The sequence below is a fragment of the Pseudomonas sp. PSB18 genome, assembly GCF_014596565.1.
Classification (GTDB): domain Bacteria; phylum Pseudomonadota; class Gammaproteobacteria; order Pseudomonadales; family Pseudomonadaceae; genus Aquipseudomonas.
The window spans coordinates 338141-361804 of sequence record NZ_NOIN01000004.1; the positions used below are offsets into that span (position 1 = coordinate 338141).

Below are 23664 nucleotides of genomic sequence, written 5' to 3' on the forward strand. Positions count from 1 at the left end.
GCCCAAGCTGCCGATATAGCTCCCCATAAAACCAATTTGGTCCCTCAAGGGAGTATCAGCATGTTCCGGTGGCTTGCCCAGAGTCTGGGAAACGTAAGCGTCAATCGCAAACTCGGCTTCGGCTTCGGCCTGGTGCTGTTTCTCACCTTGATGATCGCCTTCACCGGTTGGTCCGGCCTGAGCAACGTCATCAGCCGCGGTGACAAGCTGGGATTCATTGCCAGCCTGAACGACTTGAGCAAGGACCTGAGCCTGGCCAGCGGCGATTACAACGCCACCCGGGGCGAGAAAGGGCCGCAACAGGTCAACGACCTGCTGGGCAGGCTTGAGGCCGGGCTGAAGACCGCTCGCCAGTTGATCGAACAGCCGGCCGATGTGGCCATGATCGATAATCAACTGGCCGCCGTGGCCGAGTACAAAAGTGCCTTTGCCGAAATGACCCGCGCCACCGTCAGCCGTGAAGATGCCCGCAGCAAGCTCGGCGCCAGCGCCGACAATGCCGTGGCCCGAGTGGCCGAGGTGGAGAAATCACTGTTGCAAAGCGGTGACGTCACCCCATTCAACAGCGTGGTGACCCTGAGCAAAGCGGTCCAGCAAGCGCGATACCAGGTCCGCGGCTACACCTACAGCGGCAAGAGCGAAGCCCAGCAGCCGGCCCTCGAGGCTATCGATGCCGTGCTCAAGCTGCTGGCACGCCTGCCGGACCAACTGCCCCAGGAGCATGCCGCCAACCTGCAACAGGCGAGCGATTCGTTCAATCTGTACCGTGCGGCGGTCGCGCAGTTCCGTGACTCGCAGATCGAGAACGGTGCCGCTCTCCAGCGCATGAGCGAGCAAGGCCAGGTGCTGATCGATTCCAGCCAGAAGCTGACCGTATCCCAGACAGCCGTGCGTGACCACGACGTCGCCCAGGCCAAAACCGTCCTGATCGCTGCCACCGCACTGGCCCTGTTGTTCGGTGTCATTGCCGCCCTGCTCATCACCCGGCAGATCGTCCTCCCGCTCGGCCAGACCCTGCAGGTCGCCGAATGGGTGGCCGCAGGCGACCTGAGCCACGACCTGAACTCTGGGCGTCGCGACGAAATGGGCCAACTGCAACGCGCCATGCAAAGCATGACGGTGAACCTGCGGCAATTGATCGGTGGCATCGGCGAAGGTGTCACCCAGATCGCCAGCGCCGCCGAACAACTTTCCGCCGTAACCGAGCAGACCAGTGCCGGGGTCAACAGCCAGAAGGTCGAGACCGATCAGGTTGCCACCGCCATGCATGAAATGACCGCCACGGTCCAGGAAGTGGCCCGCAACGCCGAAGAAGCCTCCGAAGCCGCCGTCGCCGCGGATCAACAGGCCCGCGAAGGTGACAAAGTAGTCGGTGAGGCCATCGCTCAGATCGAGCGCCTGGCACGGGAGGTGGGCAACTCCACCGCCGCCATGGGTGACTTGAAGCGCGAGAGCGACAAGATCGGCAGCGTCCTGGATGTGATCAAGTCTGTCGCCCAGCAGACCAACCTGCTGGCCCTCAACGCCGCCATCGAGGCCGCCCGCGCCGGTGAAGCCGGACGTGGGTTCGCCGTGGTCGCCGACGAAGTCCGCAGCCTGGCCCAACGCACCCAGAAGTCCACCGAGGAAATCGAGGAACTGATCGTTGGCCTGCAAAACGGCACCGAACAGGTCGCGACCATCATGGACAACAGCCGCAGCCTGACCGACAGCAGCGTCGAACTCACCCGCCGAGCCGGCGGCTCCCTGGAAAACATCACCCGCACGGTCTCGGCCATCCAGTCGATGAACCAGCAGATCGCCGCCGCGGCCGAACAGCAGAGCGCCACGGCCGAGGAAATCAACCGCAGCGTGTTGAACGTGCGCGACGTCTCCGAACAAACCTCCGCCGCCAGCGAAGAGACTGCCAGCTCCAGTGCCGAGCTGGCGCGACTCGGCATTCATTTGCAGACGCTGGTGGGACGGTTCAAGGTCTAGAGATACACAATCCTTCCCCTGTGGGAGCTGAGCTTGCTCGCGATGAAGGCGACGCGGTCCTTCTGCAAGATCGCGTTATCGTTCATCGCGAGCAGGCTCGCTCCCACAGGATTGGGGACTGTTGTCGGGAGTTGAGCCTGAGCAAGCTGCCCCCACGGCGGACGGATTTGCGACTGATTCTTAACCGAACAAGAGCACGCCCCCTCCCATCCAATCCCTCACCTATTTCCTACAGATCTGCATTGCATGGTCGATACTCTCCTCATAAGACCTACAAAAAGGTCCGTGGGAGTATCAGCATGTTCAGTTGGCTAACCGAAAGGCTGGGAAACGTAAGTGTCAATCGCAAGCTGGGTGTCGGTTTCGGCCTGGTCTTGCTCATGACGGTCCTGAGCACTTATGCCGGCTGGAACAGCCTGAGCAGCGTGATCAGTCGTGCGGACAAGCAGGCCGCCATCGCCCATCTCAATGAGGCGGCCAAGGACCTTCGAATCGCTCGCCTCGAATACGAAATGCGTCGCGGCGAACAGGGCGCCGCCACCGTCAACGACCTTCTGGGCAAGCTCCAGGAGGGCGTACAAGCCGCTCTCAAGCAGTTTGTACGGGCCGTTGACCAGCAGATGTTCAATCAGCAGATGGCAATCCTCGATGAGTACAAACGCGCCTTCAATGACCTGACCCAAGCGACAGAGAGCCGCGAATCGGCCCGGTCCAAACTCGGTGCCACCGCCGACAACGCTGTGGCCAAGGTGGCGGACGTCGAGAAGTCCCTGCTGCAAGGCGACAGCGTCGCGCAGTTCAACAGCGTGATCGAACTGAGCAAACTGATCCAGCAGGCACGCTTCCAGGTTCGCGGCTACACCTACAGTGGCAAGGCCGAAGCCGAACAACCGGCATTGGATGCCATCGACGACGCCCTGAAAAACCTCGAAAGCCTGCCGAGCAAACTGCCGGAACAGCATATTGCCAACCTGCAACAAGCCACCGAGTCGCTCAAGGGTTATCGCGCCGCCGTCAGCCTTTTCCGCGACTCACAAGTTGCCAGCACCGCCGCGCTCAAGAAAATGGTGGATCAAGAAACCCGTCTGAACGAACTGAATAATGAACTGACTGTTTCGCAAGTTGAAAAACGCGAGCAGGAGACGACACAGGCGAAGAATACCCTGATCATCGTCGCCCTCCTGGCACTGGCGTTCGGCGTGCTTGCCGCATGGCTCATCACCCGACAAATCGTGGTTCCGCTGCAACAGACGCTGGTTGCAGTCGAACGGGTCGCCTCGGGTGACCTGAGCCATAACCTTGAGGTCAGCCGTCGCGACGAGATGGGCCAGCTCCAAGGCAGCTTACAGCGGATGGTCGTCAACCTGCGGGAGTTGATCGGCGGAATCAGAGACGGTGTGACCCAGATCGCCAGCGCCGCCGAACAGCTTTCCGCCGTGACCGAGCAGACCAGCGCCGGGGTCAACAGCCAGAAGGTCGAGACCGATCAGGTCGCCACCGCCATGCATGAAATGACCGCCACGGTGCAGGATGTGGCGCGCAACGCCGAGGAAGCCTCCGAGGCCGCCGTCGCCGCCGACCAGCAAGCCCGCGAGGGTGAGCGGGTGGTGGGTGAAGCCATCGCTCAGATCGAGCGCCTGGCCAACGAAGTCGGCAACTCCACCGCCGCCATGGGTGACTTGAAGCGCGAGAGCGACAAGATCGGCAGCGTGCTGGACGTGATCAAGTCTGTCGCCCAGCAAACCAACCTGCTGGCGCTCAACGCCGCCATCGAAGCCGCCCGCGCCGGTGAGGCCGGGCGTGGGTTCGCCGTGGTCGCCGACGAAGTCCGCAGCCTGGCCCAACGCACCCAGAAATCCACCGAAGAGATTGAAGAACTCATCCTCGGGCTGCAAAGCGGAACCGAAAAGGTTGCGAGCATCATGGACAACAGCCGTGGCCTGACCGACAGCAGCGTCGAACTCACCCGCCGGGCCGGCAGTTCCCTGGAAAACATCACCCGCACGGTCTCGGCCATCCAGTCAATGAACCAGCAAATCGCCGCCGCGGCCGAACAACAGAGCGCCACGGCCGAAGAGATCAACCGCAGCGTGCTGAACGTGCGCGACGTCTCCGAACAAACCTCCGCCGCCAGCGAAGAGACCGCCGCCTCCAGTGCCGAACTGGCACGCCTCGGCGTTCATTTGCAGACGTTGGTGGGGCGGTTCAAGGTCTAGACAATACCCCCTCGCCGGTGGGAGCAGAGCTTGCTCGCGATGAAGTCGACGCGGTCCTTCTGCAAGATCGCGTTATCGTTCATCGCGGGCAAGCCTTGCTCCCACAGATAGTCATCAGGCAACCACAATCCAACAGACAACACCGTCCCCTGTGGGAGCGAGCCTGCTCGCGATGAAAGCGCCGCGGTTCTTCCGTCAGACCGCGTCATCGTTCATCGCGAGCAGGCTCGCTCCCACAGGATTGGATGCTGTTGTCGGGAGTTGAGCAGGGCTACATCGTCTTGCGCCATTGCCTACAACTGCGCCAGAATCCGCCGGCTTGTGCGCTTGGGGTCTGGGTTCTATCGTTTGCGGGTCGCTGTCGGTTCAGCGATCGGGTTTAGCAGCTCGGACAATCCTAGACGTACAGTTCTCCACATTCGTGTTCAGACTTCAGTGTCTACACGTCTATGTCATGGCGGTTGTGCGTGGGAGACCTCAGGGTCTGCCGGGTTCTAGGGGCCGGTCTGCTAACCCGCGTACAGTCGCCACCTTTTTTGTTTAGCAGCGAATTCTGGCGGCTCCATTACCCTAGGAGCATCACCATGTTCAAGATCACACCCAATCCTCCGGAAACGGACCCCACCTCTTCCTACACCGGCTTCGACCCCGAAAAACTCCAGGAAGCCACCGAGCGGGCATTGGATTTCTACCTGAAACCGAAACACGCGGAACCCGAGAAGGCACCGCCCCCTGGCCAGCTCTTCACCGTTGTGGACGATATCGACGCCGAATGTCTGTTGGCCAACCTCAGCGAGACCCTGGCTTCTGCCAACGTCATGGCCAGCGACCTGGCGTTCGAGCTGGATGGCTCGCGACGGCATTTTGCCTTGGGCCTTCAGCAGTTGATCGAGTTGAGTGGTTTGCTGGCGAATCGGGCGCTGGATCGGGTCGACCCACGAGCTGAAGCCGAGTGATGTTGTGGCGAGGGGATTTATCCCCGCTGGGGTGCGAAGCAGCCCTGAAAGTTGGCGCCTCGGTGTATCAGATAGATTGAGGTTTATCGTTTTGGGGCTGCTACGCACCCCAGCGGGGATAAATCCCCTCGCCACAGGGGGTGATGTTCACAAGACACCCAACAAAAAGCCCCGCCTCCTTTTGGGAAGCGGGGCTTTTTGCGCATCAGGCCACTTGAGTCTGTGCACTCACCGGCTGAAGCGGTAGCAGCGGTGCATGGGGATCGGCCTTGACCGATGCACGCCATGCCGCCAGCCATTCGGGATGGCTTTCGCTCCAGATCTGCTCATGCAGTCGGGACAGGGCCACCGGATCGCTCAGCAGCGCCAGTCGCTCGCCGTTGTTGAGCCCGGCCGGGCCGACCTTCAAGGCATGACGAACACGCTCGACCCGCAGCCATTCGATCGGCTCGGCCTGGCCATGCCGGGACGTCGCCAACGCATACGCCAGGGCGTTCTGCTGTGGGTCGACCACCGCGCGAATGAAACCGTCGTTCAATGCATGCCAACGGTTCTCGTGGGTGTACTGGTCTGTCGACAGCAGCTCCTGTGGTGGTGCGTATTCCTCAGGGATCAGGAACAGGCTTTCATCACGGGACTTCAAGCCCAGGCCTACACGGCTGGAGATCACCGACACCGGGATCGACAGCATCAGAGAACCGACGATCGGCACCAGCCACCACAGGAAGCTCGGGTTCAACCAGATCACCAGCAGTGCCCAGAAGAAACCCAGCAAGGTCTGCGGACCGTGGCGCTTGACCGCTTCGCTCCAAGGCGTCGAGTCGTCGTCACGTTGCGGCGAGTTCCAGGTGGCGGCCCAACCGAGGAACGCGGCGAGCACGAAACGGGTGTGGAAAATCATCCGTACCGGCGCCAGCAACATGGAGAACAACATCTCCAGCAGCATCGACACCGTCACCTTGAACTTGCCACCGAACTCCTTCGCACCTTTGGCCCAGATCAGGATGACGCTCAACAGCTTGGGCAGGAACAGCAGCACGATCGTGGTGGAGAACAGGGCGATGGCCTTCTCCGGATGCCATTGCGGCCAGAGCGGATACAGCTGGCGTGGCTCGAGGAAGTATTGCGGCTCCATCAGTGTGTTCACCGCCAACAGCGCAGTGGACAGCACCAGGAAGAAGAACCACAAGGGCGCCGACAGGTAGGACATCACCCCGGTCAGGAACACCGCACGGTGCACCGGGTGCATGCCCTTGACCAGGAACAGCCGGAAGTTCATCAGGTTGCCGTGGCACCAGCGACGGTCACGCTTGAGTTCGTCCAGCAGGTTCGGTGGCAATTCTTCGTAGCTGCCCGGCAGGTCATAGGCAATCCACACGCCCCAGCCGGCACGGCGCATCAGCGCAGCTTCGACGAAGTCGTGGGACAGGATCGCACCGGCGAACGCGCCTTTACCGGGCAGCGGCGCCAGGGCGCAGTGCTCGATGAACGGCTTCATGCGGATGATCGCGTTGTGGCCCCAGTAGTGGGATTCCCCCAACTGCCAGAAGTGCAGGCCGGCGGTGAACAGCGGACCGTACACCCGGGTGGCGAACTGCTGCATGCGCGCATACAGCGTGTCCATGCCCGAGGCCTTTGGCGCGGTCTGGATGATGCCCGCGTCCGGCGTGGCTTCCATCAGGCGCACCAGGCTGGTCAGGCACTCGCCGCTCATGACGCTGTCGGCGTCGAGCACGACCATGTACTTGTAGTCGCTGCCCCAACGACGGCAGAAGTCGTCGAGGTTACCGCTCTTGCGCTTCACGCGACGACGGCGACGACGATAGAAGATCTTGCCCAGGCCGCCGGCTTCGCGGCAGACGTCCAGCCAGGCCTGCTGTTCGGCGACGCAGATATCGGTCTCGTTACTGTCGCTGAGCACGAAGAAGTCGAAACGGTCCAGGTCACCGGTGGCCTTCACCGACTCGAAAGTCGCGCGCAAGCCGGCGAACACACGGGGTACGTCTTCGTTGCAGATCGGCATCACCAGGGCGGTGCGGGCGTCCTTGGGGATCGGCTCGTTGCCGGCACTGGCGCCGGAAATGCGGTACTTGTCGTGACCGGTGAGCAATTCCAGGAAGCCCATCAGCGCGGTCCAGAACCCGGCCGATACCCAGCAGAACAGAATCCCGAACATGATCAGGATGCTGGTTTGCAGGGCATATGGCAGCACTTGCGTGGCCGTCTGCAGCAATGGTTGGTGCAGGACTTCGTCCAGGTCCACGAACGACCAGCCTTGATACGGCATGATGCCTTTCATGTACCAGCCGGCAACGATGGTCTGGCCCAGCATGAGAATCAGCAGGATATAACGGCGGATCGAGCCCACGGTCCGCCAACGGGCATGGGGCAGCACCCGCTCGTCCTTGGGCGGCTTCGGCGGGTTGGTGCGACCGGTCATCCGTCGCCAGCCACGCACCAGGATGTTGGTGCGCCATGGCTCCGGCACGACTTTGGTCCGACGAATCGGCGGCGTGGCTTTCAGGCGCACGCGACCGCTGGAGTCGAGCCCCAGCATCTCTGCATCCTCGAGCTCTTCGGCAGTGCTCAGGACCAGGCGACGCCCCACCGAGGCTTGCGCCGCCTCGGTGGAATCGTCAACGTCAAAGGTCGAAGACGAAAGACGTTCATGCAATTCGCTGAAGGACTTGCAGCCCGCCAACTCGGCGCGCTGCTGGTCGGTCATTGGCAAATGGGCCAGATATTCGCTGAGCGTCTCTGGCGGTACTGGCGTATTACTCATCGGCTGGCAACTGATAGCTCCAGGTCTCGGTCAGGACTTGTTCAGTCGGTTCCGGTTCCTGCGGGGTTGGGGTCGCCTCAGCGGCGTCGGACGCCTTGACGGCCTTGGCTTCTTCTTTGGCTTGTTCTTTGGTTTTGTCTGCTTCTTTCTCGCCTTGTTGCTTGGCGATCTTGTCGGCCTTGGCCAGGGTGGCGGTCACGGAGTGCGACGCGGCTGGCGCTTCGACAGGCGTCAACGGACGGACCAGTGCCGCGCGCATTTCGGTAGCCTGCTTCGCATCCTTGATCTTCAAGCGCAAGGTCAGGCGCCAGCCCTTGGTTTCAGGGTTGTAGCGCACACTGTTCTCTACGATCTCGGCGTTATCGCCGACGCTCACCTGGCTACGCACTTCGGCGTCTTCCGGCAGAGCCTGCAGGGATGGGCCTTCGAAATCCACCAGATAGGCGACGCTGCCGTCCGGCTGGCGAATCAGATTGGACTGCTTCACGTCACCTGTGGAGCGCAGGGTCTGCTTGACCCAGGCGCTGTCCGGCGAGTGCAGGCTGGCTTCGTCCAGCGTCCAGTGCAGGCGATAGGCGAAGTCCAGTGGCTGGCCTGGCTCAGGCAGTTTTTCCGGGCTCCAGAAGGCAACGATGTTGTCGTTGGTTTCATCGGCGGTCGGGATTTCCACCAGATCGACAGAACCCTTGCCCCAGTCGCCTTTCGGTTCGATCCAGGCGCTCGGACGCTTGTCGTAGCGGTCGTCCAGGTCTTCGTAATGACTGAAGTCACGACCACGCTGCAGCAGGCCGAAACCACGCGGGTTTTCCACCGAGAAGTTGCTCACGGCCAAGTGTTTCGGGTTGTTCAGCGGACGCCAGATCCACTCGCCGTTGCCGGCGTGAATCGACAGGCCGCTGGAATCGTGCAGCTCGCGGCGGTAGTTCAGCACTTTGGACGGCTGGTTGGCACCGAACAGGTACATGCTGGTCAGCGGGGCGACCCCCAGCTTGTTGACGCGATCGCGCAGGAACATGCGGGCCTTGACGTCGACGACGGTGTCGGTACCCGGACGCAGGGTCAGGCGGTAGGCGCCGGTGGCCCGAGGCGAATCCAGCAGGGCGAAGATCACCAGGTGCTTGTCGGTGGGTTTCGGACGCTGGATCCAGAACTCGCGAAACCGTGGGAATTCTTCACCGGACGGCAACGCGGTATCGATCGCCATGCCGCGGGCGGACAAGCCGTAGGTCTGGCCCTTGCCGATGACGCGGAAATAGCTCGCGCCCAGCATGGTCATGATTTCGTCCTGCTTGTCGGCCTTGTTGATCGGGTACAACACGCGGAAACCCGCGTAGCCCAATTGCTCGGTGGACTTTGGATCGAACTGGACGTCGCCGAAATCGAAGCGCGTCGGGTCGTATTTGATTTCTTCGACGTTGGTCGCGGTGACTTCGTTGATTTTCACCGGCGTATCGAAGTGCATGCCCTGGTGATAGAACGACAGCCTGAACGGCGTCTTCTGGTCGGCCCATTCGGCTTTTTCGGTGCGGAAACGTATTTTTTGATAGTCGCCGAATTTCATCTCGCGAAATTCGTTCGGCAGATTGCTGCGCGGGGCTTCGAATTTTTGCCCGGCCAGTTCTTTAGCCTTCGCCGATACATCATCCAGGCTGAATGCCCACAGCTGGCCCGCACCGAGCAGGCACAACAGCGCCGAGCCCGCTACCAGAGCGCTTTTAAACCGTTTGGCAGACATTTTTGGTGCATTACAGGGACTAACAATCACGAGCAACCCTCGCCGAAAACAGATCAAAAAACCAACGGCCAGATAAAGTATCCGCTTGGTCACGGCATTGAAAAACCGACCTTGCGGAGCACCCTTGCCAAGTTGGCGAGCATTGTTCCGACTCCGATGGGGCAAAATGATTCCCCAAACGGCTCAGGACAAGTCTCTACCTAAGTCAAATGGACCAGCGAACGCCGATCCCCCGTAGCGCGCGATTATCTAGCAGGCCGCGTGACAACGCATCAGGGGCAACGAAGTATTTATCGAGAAAACTCCCTGTTTAACCTCGAAACAGGACCGAAAAGGTGTTTCAAACGCTTTCAGACCTGTAACAGGAAGGTGACCGGGCCATCATTGACCAGATGCACTTGCATGTCCGCGCCGAATCTACCTGATGCCACAGTGCCATGCACCTCTTTCGCCTGGCTGACCAGGTAGGTGAACAGCTCCTCTCCCAACGCCGGAGGCGCGGCCGTCGAAAAACTCGGGCGCAACCCGCTTTTGGTGTCCGCCGCCAGGGTGAACTGTGATACCAGCAACAGACCACCCCCGACGTCCGCCAGGGACAGGTTCATCTTGCCGTCGGCGTCACTGAACACCCTGTAGTTAAGCAGCTTGTGCAAGAGTTTGTCGGCACTGGCCCGGGTATCCTCGGGTTCGACCGCCACTAGGACCAGCAGCCCCTGGTCCACGGCCCCCACGATATCGCCTGCGACCTCGACCCGGGCGCCACGAACCCGCTGCAACAGCCCCTTCATGCTTCTTCGGGTGGCAGGTCAAGTAAGCGCCGGGCCATTTGCCCGGCGGCGCGCACCAGTGCATCGGTAATACCCGGCTCCGAAGCCGCGTGCCCCGCATCGCGGATCACCTGCAGCTCACTGTTGGGCCAGTTCTGATGCAGTTCCCAGGCGTTGTCCAGCGGGCAGATCACGTCATAGCGACCATGCACGATGACGCCCGGCAAATGGGCGATCTTGCCCATGTCGCGAATCAGTTGGTTGGGTTCGAGGAAGGCGTTGTTGGTGAAGTAATGGCATTCGATCCGGGCAATCGACAGCGCACGCTGCGGTTCGGAGAAGCGGTCGACCACCAGTGGGTTCGGCCGCAGGGTCGCTGTACGACCCTCCCAGATCGACCAGGCCTTGGCCGCATGCATCTGGGCGATCTGGTCATTGCCGGTCAAGCGCTTGTGGAAGGCGCTGAGCAGGTCGTCGCGCTCATCCTGGGGAATGGGTGCAATGTAATCCTGCCAGTAATCGGGGAACAGGCGACTGGCGCCAGCCTGATAGAACCACTCGATCTCCTGGGGGCGGCAGAGAAAGATGCCGCGCAGGATCAAGCCGTGGACCCGCTCCGGATGGGTCTGGGCATAGGCCAGGGCCAGGGTAGAGCCCCAGGAACCACCGAACAACACCCATTTCTCGATGCCCAAGTGCTTGCGGATGCGCTCCAGGTCTTCGACCAGATCCCAGGTGGTGTTGTTTTCCAGGCTGGCATGGGGCGTGGAACGGCCACAGCCGCGCTGATCGAAAGTGACAATGCGGTATAGGTTCGGATCGAAGTAGCGACGGCTCTGCGCATCGCAACCCGCCCCCGGCCCACCATGAATGAACACCACCGGCAGGCCTTCCGGAGAGCCGCTTTCATCGACATAGAGCGTGTGGGTGTCATCGACAGCCAGATCGTGCCGGGCATGGGGTTTGATCTGCGGGTACAAAGTCTGCATTGGGCGCTCCGTAAGGGGTCGAGTCATCCCTGTAGGGACTCTATTTAATCTGCCGTCCGGCATCATAAACCCGAATCGCCTCAATGAGCATGCCCCCGCCCAAACAATGCAGCCCCTGTTTGGTCAGGGGATATGGTTAACCCTGTGGCGAGGGGATTCATCCCCGCTGGGTCGCGCAGCGGCCCCAACAGCGAGCGAGCCGCGCCGACCATCTGGGACTGCTGCGCAGTCCAGCGGGGATGAATCCCCTCGCCACAAGGGTTTTGCAATGACTTTTACTTGCCGTACGTTGTCTGCCCCCAGGCCAGCAGGCCCTCGAGCAACTCTCGGAGGACAACCCGGGTCGGGGTCGCCCGGTCTTCCCGATAATTGAAGGGTTCGAACTCTTCCATGTAGGTGCTCTGGCACAGTTCCAGTTGCACTGCGTGGATGTGTTCGGCCGGGTTGCCGTAATGCCGGGTGATGTGTCCGCCCTTGAAACGCCCGTTGAGCACATGGGTGAATGCGCCGTGACGGGCACAGATGGCTTCGAGCTGGCTCGCCAGCACCGGGTCGCAGCTGGCGCCATTGAAGGTGCCTAGGTTGAAGTCCGGCAGCTTGCCGTCGAACAGGTGCGGGATCACCGAACGGATCGAATGGGCGTCGAACAGCAAAGCGTAGCCGAACTCGGCCTTGAGCCGCGCCAGTTCTTGTTGCAGCGCCTGGTGATAAGGCATCCAGATCTGCTGCAGGTACGTGGCCCGCTCCTCGGCCGAGGGTGCCAGCCCTTCGCGAAACAGCGGCACGCCATCGAACAGCGTTGCCGGGTACAGGCCGGTGGTGGCGCCGACGTACATCGGCGTATCGTCGGAGGGTCGGTTCAGGTCGACGACGAACCGCGAGTACTCGGCGGACAGGGTACTGGCGCCCAGCTCAGCGGCAAAATCGTAGAGCCTGGGAATGTGCCAGTCGGTGTCCGGCAGGCTCTGGGCTTCATCGATCAACCCGGTCTTCACCGCCGGGGTCAGGCGCAGGCCGGCGTGGGGCATGCTGATCAACAACGGCACGCGTCCCTGGGTGAAATTCAGGACCTTCTCCACAAGTATTCTCCTCAAGCGATTTCAACGCCGTGGCGCACGACGCGTTTTTCCAGTTCACCACCCAGCCAGTACGAAAGGTCGGCCGGACGGTCGATGTGCCAGGCGACAAAATCCGCCACCTTGCCGACCTCCAGCGAACCATGGGTGCGGGCCATGCCCAGGGCCTGGGCGGCATGAATCGTTGCGCCGGCCAAGGCTTCTTCCGGGGTCATCCGGAAGCAGGTACAGGCCATGTTCAACATCAGGCGCACCGACAGCGCTGGTGAGGTGCCGGGGTTGAGGTCGCTGGCCACAGCGATTTTCACGCCATGCTTGCGCAGGGCGTCCATCGGCGGCAGTCGGGTTTCCCGAAGGAAGTAAAACGCCCCCGGCAGCAGCACGGCCACGGTGCCGGACTCAGCCATGGCGATAGCATCTTCCTCGGTCATGAACTCCAGGTGATCCGCCGACAGCGCCTGATAACGGGCCGCCAGGCTCGAACCGTGCAACGATGACAGTTGCTCGGCGTGCAGTTTCACCGGCAGGCCCAACTGCTGTGCAGTGACGAACACCCGCTCGACCTGCGCCGGGGAAAACGCCAGGTATTCGCAGAAGGCATCCACCGCGTCCACCAGCCCTTCGGCCGCCAGGGCCGGAAGCATTTCGGCGCAGATGTGCTCGATGTAGTCGTCGGCGCGGTCGGCGTATTCCGCCGGCAAGGCGTGGGCGGCCAGGCAGGTGCTGCGCACGCTGACCGGCAGTTCGGCAGCGAGACGGCGAACGACCCGCAGCATCTTGCGCTCGTTGGCCAGGTCCAGGCCGTAGCCGGACTTGATTTCCACCGTGGTCACGCCGTCGCGCATCAGGCTTTTCAGACGCTTGGCGGCACTGGCGAACAGTTCGTCCTCACTGGCGGCCCGGGTGGCGCGTACCGTACTGGCGATGCCGCCACCGGCCGCGGCGATCTCGGCGTAGCTGACGCCTTGCAGACGCTGTTCGAATTCACCGCTGCGGTTACCACCGAACACCGTGTGGGTGTGGCAGTCGATCAGGCCCGGGGTAACCCAGGCCCCCTTGAGGTCGTTGACCGCCGGATAGTCACCGGCCGGCAGTTCCGCGCGCGGGCCGATCCAGTGGATGTGTTCGCCGTGGGTGACGATGGCGGCGTCTTCGATGATCGAGTAGACGCCCTGGGCCATGGTGGCGGCGTGGCAGTTTTGCCAGAGGGTTTTCATTGACGTCCTCCGTCAGATCGTTCCCACGCTCTGCGTGGGAATGCAGTCCGGGACGCTCCGCGTCCCTTGTCGAGCGGGACGCAGAGCGTCCCATGAAGCATTCCCACGCGGAGCGTGGGAACGATCGGGTCAGCCCTGGAAACTCGGCAACAGGTTCGCCACGACCAGCTCGTTCAGGCAACGGCTCGCCAACAGCTCACTGGCGGCGTTGATGTCCGGCGCAAAGAACCGGTCCTTCTCGTAGAACGGCACTTCGGCACGCAGGAGGGCACGAGCCTGTTCCAGCTTCGGCGAAGTCTTCAAGCCGTTACGCAGATCCAGGCCCTGGCAAGCCGCCAGCCATTCCACCGCCAGGATGCCACGGGTGTTCTCGGCCATTTCCCAGAGGCGCTTGCCGGCGGCCGGGGCCATGGACACGTGGTCTTCCTGGTTGGCGGAGGTCGGCAGGCTGTCTACCGAATGAGGATGGGACAAAGCCTTGTTCTCACTCGCCAAGGCAGCCGCGGTGACCTGGGCGATCATGAAACCCGAGTTGACCCCGCCGTTACCCACCAGGAACGGTGGCAACTGCGACATGTGCTTGTCCATCATCAGGGAAATGCGACGCTCGCTCAGGGAGCCGATTTCGGCAATCGCCAGGGCCATGTTGTCAGCAGCCATCGCCACGGGTTCGGCGTGGAAGTTGCCACCGGAAATCACGTCGCCCTCGGCGGCGAACACCAACGGGTTATCCGAGACGGCGTTGGCCTCGATCACCAGCACCTCGGCCGCCTGGCGGAACTGGGTCAGGCAGGCGCCCATCACTTGCGGTTGGCAACGCAGGGAATACGGATCCTGGACCTTGTCGCAGTTCTGGTGCGAGGCGGACACTTCGCTGCGCTCGCCCAGCAGGTCGCGGTACGCGGTGGCGGCATCGATCTGGCCCTTCTGGCCACGGGCGGCGTGGATACGCGCGTCGAATGGCGAGCGGGAGCCAAGCACGGCTTCCACCGTGAGGCTGCCCAGGGCCAGGGCACCGGCAAACAGGTCTTCCCCCTCGAACAGGCCGCGCAGGGCGAATGCGGTGGATACCTGGGTGCCGTTGAGCAACGCCAGGCCCTCTTTGGCGGCCAGGGTCAGCGGCGCGAGACCAGCGACTTTCAACGCATCGACGGCCGGCAGCCATTCACCTTTGTAGCGCGCCTTGCCTTCGCCCAACAGCACCAGGGACATGTGGGCCAACGGTGCCAGGTCGCCGGAAGCCCCGACTGAACCCTTGAGCGGGATGTGCGGATAGACCTCGGCATTCACCAGCGCGATCAGCGCATCGATCACTTGCCGGCGAATGCCGGAAAAGCCCCGGCTCAGGCTGTTGACCTTGAGCACCATGATCAAGCGCACCAGCGCATCGCTGATCGGCTCGCCCACGCCGGCGGCATGGGACAGCACCAGGGAGCGCTGCAGGTTTTCCAGGTCTTCGCTGGCGATGCGGGTCGAGGCCAGCAAGCCGAAACCGGTGTTGATGCCATAGGCAGTGCGGTTCTCGGCGAGGATCTGCTCCACGCACGCCACGCTGGCTTCGATTTGTGCCGCAGCGCTGGCGTCGAGGCTCAGGGTCACCGGTTGCTGATAGATGTCGCGCAATTGAGCCAGGCTCAATTGACCGGGAATCAGGTTTAAGGCAGTCATTTATTGCTCCTTTTGAGAGTTTTGTTTTTCAACCCGCCAGTCGCTCCGGAATGTTCCGTTATCCGTCACCCCCGCTTTTTGAGCGATGCTTTATGGGCAAGAGGTGCCTTGGCACGCTGGCGCTTTTTTGATCAATTCAAATTCGGTAATACGCTGTGCAACAGGTTCGGTTCTTTAAGCAGCCCGGCGGCGCTGGCGATGTCCGGCGCCAGCCAGCGGTCCTGGTCATAGGCAGCCACGCGCTCGCGCAGCAATTGCCAGGCGATACCGGTGCCGGCGCCGAAGCGCTGCGCCTTGAGGAATTCAAAGGCCTGGGCCGCCAGCAGGTATTCGATGGCGAGAATCTGCGTGCAGTTTTCCAACGCCCTGTGCAGCTTCAGGGCCGCGTTGGTGCCCATGCTCAAGTGATCTTCCTGCAAGCCCGAGGTCACGTAATTATCCAGCACCGCCGGTTGCGCCAATTGGCGATTCTCCGCGCACAAGGAGGCGGCGACGTACTGCACGATCATCATCCCCGAATTCACGCCGGGGTTGGCCACCAGAAAGGCCGGCAGTCCGCTGACATGCGGGTTGATCAACCGGTCGAGACGGCGCTCGGCGATGGAGCCGATTTCCGCCATGGCAATCGCCAGCAGATCCGCCGCCAGCGCCACCGACTGGCCGTGGGGATTGGCCTGGGACATGACCCGGAAGTTATCCGGCGTGCCCAGCAACAGTGGGTTATCGGTGGCGGCGTTGAGTTCGGTTTCGATCTGCTGCCGCGCATGGGCCAGTTGGTCGCGAGCAGCGCCGTGCACCTGGGGAATCGAGCGGATGCTCAAGGCATCCTGGGTGCGAATGCCCAGGCTTGCGGCAATGACCTCGCTGCCATCGAGCAAGGCCCGCAGATTGGCCCCGACCTGTTGCATGCCGGGGTGCGGCTTGAGGGCGATGATCTCGGCGTCGAACGCGGCGATCTGTCCACGCTGGGCCTCGAAACTCATCGCGCCGATCACATCGGCCCATTGCACCAGCCGCGTCGCATCGGCCAGGGCCAGGCAACTGAGGCCGGTCATGCACGGCGTACCGTTGACCAGGCACAGGCCGTCCTTTGCCCCCAGTTGAACCGGTTGCAGGCCTTCTGCGGCCAGGGCCTGTTGCGCCGCAACGATCTGGCCGCGATAGCTGACCTGGCCGACGCCCAGCAGCGCAATGCTGATGTGAGCCATGTGGGTCAGGTAACCCACCGATCCTTGGGACGGCACTTGTGGGGTGATGCCGCGATTGAGCAGCGCCAGCAAGGCTTCGACCACCCGACGATGAATGCCGGACTTGCCCTGGCTGTAGTTGAGGATGGCGGCGCAGAGAATCGCCCGGGTCTGCTCGTCCGCCAGCGGCGCGCCCACGCCACAGGCATGGCTGAGCAGAGTGTTGCGCGACAGCTGGCTGAGCTGTTCATCCTTGAGCGACACATTGCACAAGGCTCCCAGGCCGGTGTTGACGCCATAGGCGCGCTCGCCGCTTTCGACGATGCGCTGCACGATGGCCTGGGCATTGTCGATCCCCGCCCAGGCCTGGGCCGACAGCTCGAGCTCGGCACCGAAGCGGGCGACGGCGACCACGTCCTGCCAACGCAGGGGGGCGTCGGCGATGATGATTTTTTCAGCCTGGGGCATCTAAAGCCTCATACACATATTAAGTTGCCAATACCCTTGAGTCGCAGCGGGATTATCCGTGGGAGCAAGGCTTGCCCGCGATGAATCCAATGCGCTCTCTGGAACCGAGGTGCCTGTATCGCGAGCAAGCTTTGCTCCCACAGATTTTGTGACCGGCGCGCCCTACACCACCGCCGCCCGACGCTGCACGAACCGATCGACATACTCATCGGCCGGCGAATGCAGGATCTCCCGGGGCGTGCCGACCTGGATCAGCTTGCCGTCCTTGAGAATCGCGATGCGGTTGCCGATGCGCACGGCCTCGTCGAGGTCGTGGGTGATGAAGACGATGGTCTTGTGCAGGGTCTTTTGCAGTTCCAGCAACTGATCCTGCATTTCGGCGCGGATCAGCGGGTCGAGGGCACTGAAGGCTTCGTCCATCAGAATGATGTCGGTATCCGCCGCCAAGGCCCGTGCCAGGCCCACGCGCTGGCGCATGCCGCCGGAGAGCTGGTGCGGGTATTTGTTCTCGTAGCCTTTCAGGCCCACGGTGTTGATCCAGTGCAGCGCCCGCTCGGCACACACCTGCTTGCTCTCGCCACGCACTTTCAAACCATAGGCGACGTTGTCCAGCACACTCTTGTGGGGCAGCAGGCCGAAGCTCTGGAACACCATGCTGATCTTGTGCCGGCGAAATTCGCGCAGGGCGTCCATGTCCAGTTGCAGGATGTCTTCGCCGTCCACCAGGATCGCGCCGCTGGTGGGATCGATCAGGCGGTTGAAGTGCCGCACCAGGGTGGATTTGCCGGAGCCGGACAGGCCCATGATCACGAAGATCTCGCCGGTACCGATGCTCAGCGACAGATCGTTCACACCGACCACGCAGCCGGTTTCGGCCAGCACCTGGTCCTTGGTCTTGTTCTGGCGGATCAGGTCCAGGGCGTCCTTGGACCGATTGCCGAAAATCTTGAAGACGTTCTTGACTTCGATTTTGCTGATGGCTGCGTTGTTCATTTGCTCACCTCATGTCGAGGGCGACCATAGGCCTGGGTAATGCGGTCGATGACCACGGCGAGAATCACGATCGCCAACCCGGCCTCCAGGCCGCGTCCGACGTTGAGGGTCTGGATGCCCACCAGCACGTCCTCACCCAAGCCGCGGGCGCCGATCATCGAGGCGATGACCACCATCGACAGAGCCATCATGGTGGTCTGGTTGATCCCGGCCATGATGCTCGGCAGGGCCAGGGGCAGTTGTACGCCGAACAGCTGTTGCCAGCGGTTGGCGCCGAAAGCGTTGATGGCCTCCATCACTTCGCCGTCTACCTGGCGGATGCCCAGGTCGGTGAGACGAATCAGGGGCGGCGCTGCATAGATCACGGTGGCGAAGATCGCCGGGACCTTGCCCAGGCCGAACAGCATCAACACCGGAATCAGGTACACGAAGCTCGGCATGGTCTGCATGATGTCCAGCAACGGCATCAGCACCGAACGCAGGCGATTGCTGCGTGCCGAAAGAATGCCCAGCGGGATGCCGATCAATACCGAAATCAACGTCGCCACCAGCATCAGCGCGAGGGTCTGCATCAGTTTGTCCCACAGGCCCACCGCGCCCACCAGAAACAGCAGGCCGACGATCACCGCCGTGGCCACGACCTTGCGGGTGGCGTGCCAGGCAATGCCACCGACGATGGCCAGCATCAACCACCAGGGCGCCATGCGCAGCAGGCCTTCGAGATTGACGATGGCCCACAGCAGGGTGTCGGAGATGTGCCGGAACACATCGCCATAATTCGTCACCAGGGCGTCGACCCAACCGTTGACCCAGTCGGCGATGGAAAAGGTAAAGCTTTCGGGAAACATAAGAGACTCTCGATCAGGGGGATGCGGTGAATGTCCCGGCCAGCCCGAGGGGTGGCCGGGAGGTATTCGACCTACAGAGCCGCGTCGATTTTCTTGGCAGCGTCTGCGCTCACCCAGGCGTGCCAGACTTCAGGATGTTCCTTCAGGAAGATCTTCGCCAGTTTCGGCGACTCGATCCGCTCTTTGGCCATGCGTCCGAGGTTCTGGTTCAGGATATCGATGGGCAGGTTGACGTTCTCCAGCACCGCCACCAGTTCCGGGGCCTCATCGTGGAAGGTCTTGGACAGGCCGACCTTGATGCTCACGCTTTTATCCACACCCGGTTTTTCTTCCAGTTTTACCAGGTCCACCTGGCCCATCAACGGGGTTGGCGACCAGTAGTAGAACAGGATCGGCTCGCCACGCTTGTAGCTCGACAACACGGCCGCATCCAACGCCGGGCCGGTACCTGGACGGAAGTTGGTGTAGGTATTTTCCAGGCCATAGCTTTTCAGCATTTCGCTGTTGTCCAGCTCACAGGTCCAACCGGCCGGGCAGTTGTAGAAACGGCCCTTGGACGGTTCTTCCGGGTCCTTGAACACGGCGGCGTACTGACCCAGGTCGGCGATGTTCTTCAGGCCCGGGGCCTTGGCTTCCAGCTTGCGCTTGGCGTCGCCTTCAACCACGTAGCGCGGCACGTACCAGCCTTCGATGGCACCCACCACCGGCGCACCGACGCCGACCACTTTGCCGGCCTTCTCGGCCTTGTTCCAGACTTCGCTGCGGCCGACCCATTCTTCGGCAAACACTTGGATGTCGTTGCTGCTCAGGGCGTTTTCCATGGTGATGGAGTTGCCCGGCAGGCTGTCGGTCTTGCAGTCGTAGCCTTTTTCCAACACCACTTGCAGGACGTCGGTCAGCAGCATGGCGCTTTCCCAGTTCAGGCCGGCGAATTTCACCGGTTTGCCCGACTCGCACCAACCCGCCGCCTGGGTGGCGCCGGCGCTGGCCAGCAGGCCCATGGAAAGCAACGTGGTCAGCAGGGTCTTGTTCGATTTCATTGTGTGACGCTCCTAATCAGTGAATTGGCTTACGGCAGTCAAGAGGCATCCAGCCCTGTCAACGTCCCATCAGACCGCTTGGATGCGGCCCGCCCTGCTCGGTTGTGCGTCAACCGCGTCCTGCTCGAGCGGCAGGATCAATTGATCGGGTACAGCGCTGTGCCACTTCTTTGCAGCGACGTAATACAACGCCGCCGGGACCACCAGGCCGATAATCCACGAGATATCCACATCGCCCATCGCTGCCACCAGTGGCCCGGTATAGAACTTGGTGGAGATGAACGGCAATTGGACCAGTACACCCAGCGTGTAAACGCTGATGCCCAGGGCGTTCCAACGGCCGTAGCGACCGTTCGGGTCAACCAGTGCCGGCACGTCGTAGCGCTCGCGAGTGATGCAGTAGTAGTCCACCAGGTTGATCGCGCTCCAGGGCGTAAAGAACGCCAGCAAGAACAGGATGAAGGACTTGAAAGCACCGAGGAACGAGTGCTGGCCAAGCAGCGCGATCAGGGTCGCGGCACCGACGATCACCAGCACGAAGAGCAGACGCTGCAAGCGCGTCACGTTCAGCTGGCCACGGAAACCGCTGATGATGGTCGCAATGCACATGAAGCTGCCGTAGGAGTTCAACGTGGAAATGGTGACCTTGCCAAACGCAATGCTGAAGTACAGCAGCGCAGCGGTGGCGCCGGTCCCTCCCAGGCCGACGATGTAGGCCACTTCGTGACCCGCGAACTGTCCGTTGGCCGAGGCGGCGGCGAATACGCCGAGGATCATCGCCACCTGGGCGCCGATGACCGAACCGGCGCCCGCGGCAAAGAAGGTTTTCACCGAGGACGTCTTGCTCGGCAGGTAGCGCGAATAGTCAGCCACGTAGGGGCCGAAGGCGATCTGCCAGGATGCCGCCAGCGACACTGCGAGCAGGAAGCTGCTCCAGCTGAAATGGCGGATTTGCAGGAGTGCGCCAACGTCCGTCTGGCTGATCAGGCGAGCGAACAGGTAAACAAAGGCGATCACACCAATAATGCTGGCGACACGGCCAATGAAGTGGATCACCCGATAACCGAGCACCGTGACCAGCACGATGACGCTGGCGAAAACGAGGATGCCGACACTGTCACTGACGCCAAATAACTGGCCCAGCGCCTGGCCGGAAAGTACGGTTCCCGTGGCGGTGAAACCCAGGTACATCAGGCACACCAGCACGATCGGAATGGCCGCGCCGTAAACACCGAACTGCACCCGGCTGGAAATCATCTGCGGCAGGCCAAGTTTGGGTCCTTGCGCGGCATGCAACGCCATGACGCCACCGCCGAGCAATTGGCCGATCAGCAAACCGATCAACGACCAGAACACATCACCGCCCAGCACCACTGCCAATGCGCCGGTGACAATGGCAGTGATTTGCAGGTTGGCCCCCATCCAGAGGGTGAATTGGCTCAACAATCGGCCGTGTCTCTCCGCTTCCGGGATGTAGTCGATCGAGCGCTTCTCGATCAACGGCTTACTGCTTGCACGTGTGCTGCTGGTGGCCATGGTTCAACCTCTGTGGATTGTTCTGGTGGTGACTCTGGTGATGCTTTTCTGTGGGAGCGAGCCTGCTCCGGGCGGCGATCCGACGATAGTGGTCTGCCAGTCGATGCATGTGTCGAATGTGCCGACGCCATCGCGAGCAGGCTCGCTCCCACAAGGGGCCTGCATTACTTGCCGGTAATCATCGGCAGGTTCAGGCCCTGTTCCTTGGCGCAGTCGATCGCGATCTGGTAACCGGCATCGGCATGACGCATCACCCCGGTACCCGGGTCGTTGTGCAGTACGCGAGCGATACGCTCGGCCGCCTCATCGGTACCGTCGCAGACAATCACCATGCCCGAGTGCTGGGAGAAGCCCATGCCGACGCCGCCACCGTGGTGCAGCGACACCCAGGTCGCGCCGCTGGCGGTGTTGAGCAAGGCGTTGAGCAACGGCCAGTCGGAGACCGCGTCGGAACCGTCCTGCATGGATTCGGTTTCACGGTTGGGGCTGGCCACGGAACCGGAGTCCAGGTGGTCGCGACCGATGACGATCGGCGCCGACAGCTCACCGCTGCGCACCATTTCGTTGAACGCCAGGCCCAGCTTGGCGCGTTGGCCCAGGCCGACCCAGCAGATACGCGCCGGCAGACCCTGGAAGCTGATGCGCTCGCGAGCCATGTCCAACCAGTTGTGCAGGTGGGCGTCGTCGGGGATCAGTTCCTTGACCTTGGCGTCGGTCTTGTAGATGTCCTGCGGGTCACCCGACAGCGCGGCCCAGCGGAACGGACCGATGCCGCGGCAGAACAGCGGACGGATATACGCCGGTACGAAGCCTGGGAAGTCGAAAGCATTCTCGACGCCTTCTTCCTGGGCCATCTGACGGATGTTGTTGCCGTAATCGAAGGTCGGCACGCCCATTTTCTGGAAGGCCAGCATGGCTTTCACGTGCACCGCCATCGATTGCTTGGCGGCTTTCACCACGGCGGCGGGTTCGGTCTTGGCGCGGGCACGGTATTCGTCCCAGGTCCAGCCGGCCGGCAGGTAACCGTTGAGTGGGTCGTGGGCGCTGGTCTGGTCGGTGACCATGTCCGGACGCACACCGCGACGAACCATTTCCGGCAGGATTTCAGCAGCGTTCCCACACAGTGCGATGGAGATTGCCTTGCCTTCGGCGGTGTATTTCTCGATACGGGCCAGGGCGTCATCCAGGTCGGTGGCCTGCTCGTCGACGTAACGGGTCTTGAGGCGGAAATCGATACTGACTTGCTGGCATTCGATGTTCAGCGAGCAGGCGCCAGCCAGTGTGGCGGCCAGCGGTTGTGCGCCACCCATGCCGCCCAGGCCGGCGGTCAGGACCCAGCGGCCCTTGAGGTTGGAGTCGTAATGCTGGCGACCGGCTTCAACGAAGGTTTCATAGGTACCCTGCACGATGCCCTGGCTGCCGATGTAGATCCAGCTGCCGGCGGTCATCTGGCCGTACATGGCCAGACCCTTGGCGTCGAGCTCGTTGAAGTGCTCCCAGCTGGCCCAGTGCGGTACCAGGTTGGAGTTGGCGATCAGTACGCGAGGGGCGTTGCTGTGGGTCTTGAACACGCCCACTGGCTTGCCGGATTGCACCAGCAGGGTTTCGTCGTCATTCAGGTTGGTCAGGCTTTCGACGATCTTGTCGTAGCACTCCCAGTTGCGCGCCGCGCGACCGATGCCACCGTAGACCACCAGCTCCTTGGGATTCTCGGCCACTTGTGGATCGAGGTTGTTCATCAGCATGCGCAGCGGCGCTTCAGTCAGCCAGCTCTTGGCGGTCAGCGTGTTACCGCGAGGGGCGCGAATTTCAACGTCACGGTATTTTTCGGGTTTGCGGGTAGCGTCGGTCACAGCAAAAACTCCTCAGCGATCAATCCAGACCAGCCCGGGCAGTGGGCAGCGATTTCTACGAACGTTGCGTTGAATATCGGTGACTCATACGCATACGTCTTTACTTGTATGTACAAGCATATGCAATCAAGCGGCCAACTCGTTGGAGGCCCGTTCAGAAATCTTTTTGGAAACAGCTGGAAAGCACGGAATTGAAGGGCTGGCGAAGGGGATTAAATTTTCGGAGGGGGATTTGCAGACGCAGGTATGAGGAGAACAAAAGCGTGACGTTGCGCCACACTGGGGCATTCGGTAACAAATTGGTGCGGCTGAAGAAACAGTAAGGCGTGCTTTTGTGGCGAGGGGATTTATCCCCT

The 23664-nt window shown here is 61.8% G+C and carries 16 protein-coding genes and 1 pseudogene; 4 read left to right on the forward strand and 13 right to left on the reverse strand.

The window, feature by feature from the left end:
- Positions 1–60: 60 nt before the first annotated feature.
- From CGA22_RS12475 to CGA22_RS12485, 4 genes and pseudogenes are all read left to right on the forward strand, one after another.
- Positions 61–1977, forward strand: a complete 1917-nt coding sequence (locus CGA22_RS12475; protein WP_041024748.1) for a methyl-accepting chemotaxis protein — start codon at positions 61–63, stop codon at positions 1975–1977.
- 380 nt (positions 1978–2357) lie between these two features.
- Positions 2358–3338, forward strand: a pseudogene (locus CGA22_RS27460) (methyl-accepting chemotaxis protein); the annotation flags it as partial.
- On the forward strand, positions 3330–4193 hold the full coding sequence (locus CGA22_RS27465) for a methyl-accepting chemotaxis protein (protein WP_370444546.1): 864 nt from the start codon (positions 3330–3332) through the stop codon (positions 4191–4193). The pseudogene CGA22_RS27460 and the gene CGA22_RS27465, both read left to right, overlap by 9 nt.
- A gap of 584 nt (positions 4194–4777) precedes the next feature.
- Positions 4778–5149: a DUF6124 family protein gene (locus CGA22_RS12485; protein ID WP_041024746.1), complete on the forward strand. Its 372-nt coding sequence runs from the start codon at positions 4778–4780 to the stop codon at positions 5147–5149.
- Positions 5150–5354: 205 nt separating this feature from the next.
- On the opposite strand, the gene mdoH is transcribed toward CGA22_RS12485, so the two are convergent.
- The 13 genes from mdoH to hutU all read right to left on the reverse strand — a co-directional run bounded on the left by mdoH (position 5355) and on the right by hutU (position 23308).
- Positions 5355–7931, reverse strand: coding sequence for a glucans biosynthesis glucosyltransferase MdoH (gene mdoH, locus CGA22_RS12490; protein ID WP_041024745.1), 2577 nt, complete (start codon positions 7929–7931; stop codon positions 5355–5357).
- Positions 7924–9666, reverse strand: coding sequence for a glucan biosynthesis protein G (locus CGA22_RS12495; protein WP_177329296.1), 1743 nt, complete (start codon positions 9664–9666; stop codon positions 7924–7926). The genes mdoH and CGA22_RS12495 overlap by 8 nt, the downstream gene beginning before the upstream one ends.
- Before the next feature lie 350 nt (positions 9667–10016).
- The gene (dtd, locus tag CGA22_RS12500; RefSeq protein WP_041024744.1) at positions 10017–10454 is read right to left on the reverse strand and encodes a D-aminoacyl-tRNA deacylase; all 438 of its coding nucleotides are present in this window, start codon (positions 10452–10454) and stop codon (positions 10017–10019) included.
- Positions 10451–11422 carry a prolyl aminopeptidase gene (gene pip / locus CGA22_RS12505; RefSeq protein WP_041024743.1) on the reverse strand — a complete coding sequence of 324 codons (972 nt, stop codon included), beginning with the start codon at positions 11420–11422 and terminating at the stop codon, positions 10451–10453. Before pip ends, dtd begins: the two co-directional genes overlap by 4 nt.
- Before the next feature lie 275 nt (positions 11423–11697).
- Positions 11698–12501, reverse strand: a complete 804-nt coding sequence (hutG, locus tag CGA22_RS12510; protein WP_041024742.1) for an N-formylglutamate deformylase — start codon at positions 12499–12501, stop codon at positions 11698–11700.
- A gap of 11 nt (positions 12502–12512) precedes the next feature.
- Positions 12513–13715 (reverse strand): imidazolonepropionase, encoded by a 1203-nt coding sequence (gene hutI / locus CGA22_RS12515; protein WP_041024741.1) that lies wholly within the window; start codon positions 13713–13715, stop codon positions 12513–12515.
- A gap of 129 nt (positions 13716–13844) precedes the next feature.
- A complete protein-coding gene (hutH, locus tag CGA22_RS12520; protein WP_041024740.1) occupies positions 13845–15383 on the reverse strand; it encodes a histidine ammonia-lyase in 1539 nt (512 codons plus the stop codon).
- Positions 15384–15514: 131 nt separating this feature from the next.
- Positions 15515–17038: a histidine ammonia-lyase gene (hutH, locus tag CGA22_RS12525; protein WP_041024739.1), complete on the reverse strand. Its 1524-nt coding sequence runs from the start codon at positions 17036–17038 to the stop codon at positions 15515–15517.
- A gap of 162 nt (positions 17039–17200) precedes the next feature.
- Entirely contained in the window at positions 17201–18031 is an 831-nt protein-coding gene (locus CGA22_RS12530) for a glycine betaine/L-proline ABC transporter ATP-binding protein (RefSeq protein WP_052435202.1), read from the reverse strand.
- Positions 18028–18879, reverse strand: a complete 852-nt coding sequence (locus CGA22_RS12535) for an ABC transporter permease (protein ID WP_041024738.1) — start codon at positions 18877–18879, stop codon at positions 18028–18030. The genes CGA22_RS12530 and CGA22_RS12535 overlap by 4 nt, the downstream gene beginning before the upstream one ends.
- Positions 18880–18950: 71 nt before the next feature.
- The gene (locus CGA22_RS12540) at positions 18951–19919 is read right to left on the reverse strand and encodes an ABC transporter substrate-binding protein (RefSeq protein WP_041024737.1); all 969 of its coding nucleotides are present in this window, start codon (positions 19917–19919) and stop codon (positions 18951–18953) included.
- Between the two features lie 69 nt (positions 19920–19988).
- On the reverse strand, positions 19989–21455 hold the full coding sequence (locus CGA22_RS12545) for a purine-cytosine permease family protein (protein WP_041024736.1): 1467 nt from the start codon (positions 21453–21455) through the stop codon (positions 19989–19991).
- Between the two features lie 164 nt (positions 21456–21619).
- Positions 21620–23308, reverse strand: coding sequence for a urocanate hydratase (gene hutU, locus CGA22_RS12550; protein ID WP_041024735.1), 1689 nt, complete (start codon positions 23306–23308; stop codon positions 21620–21622).
- Positions 23309–23664 lie beyond the last annotated feature (356 nt).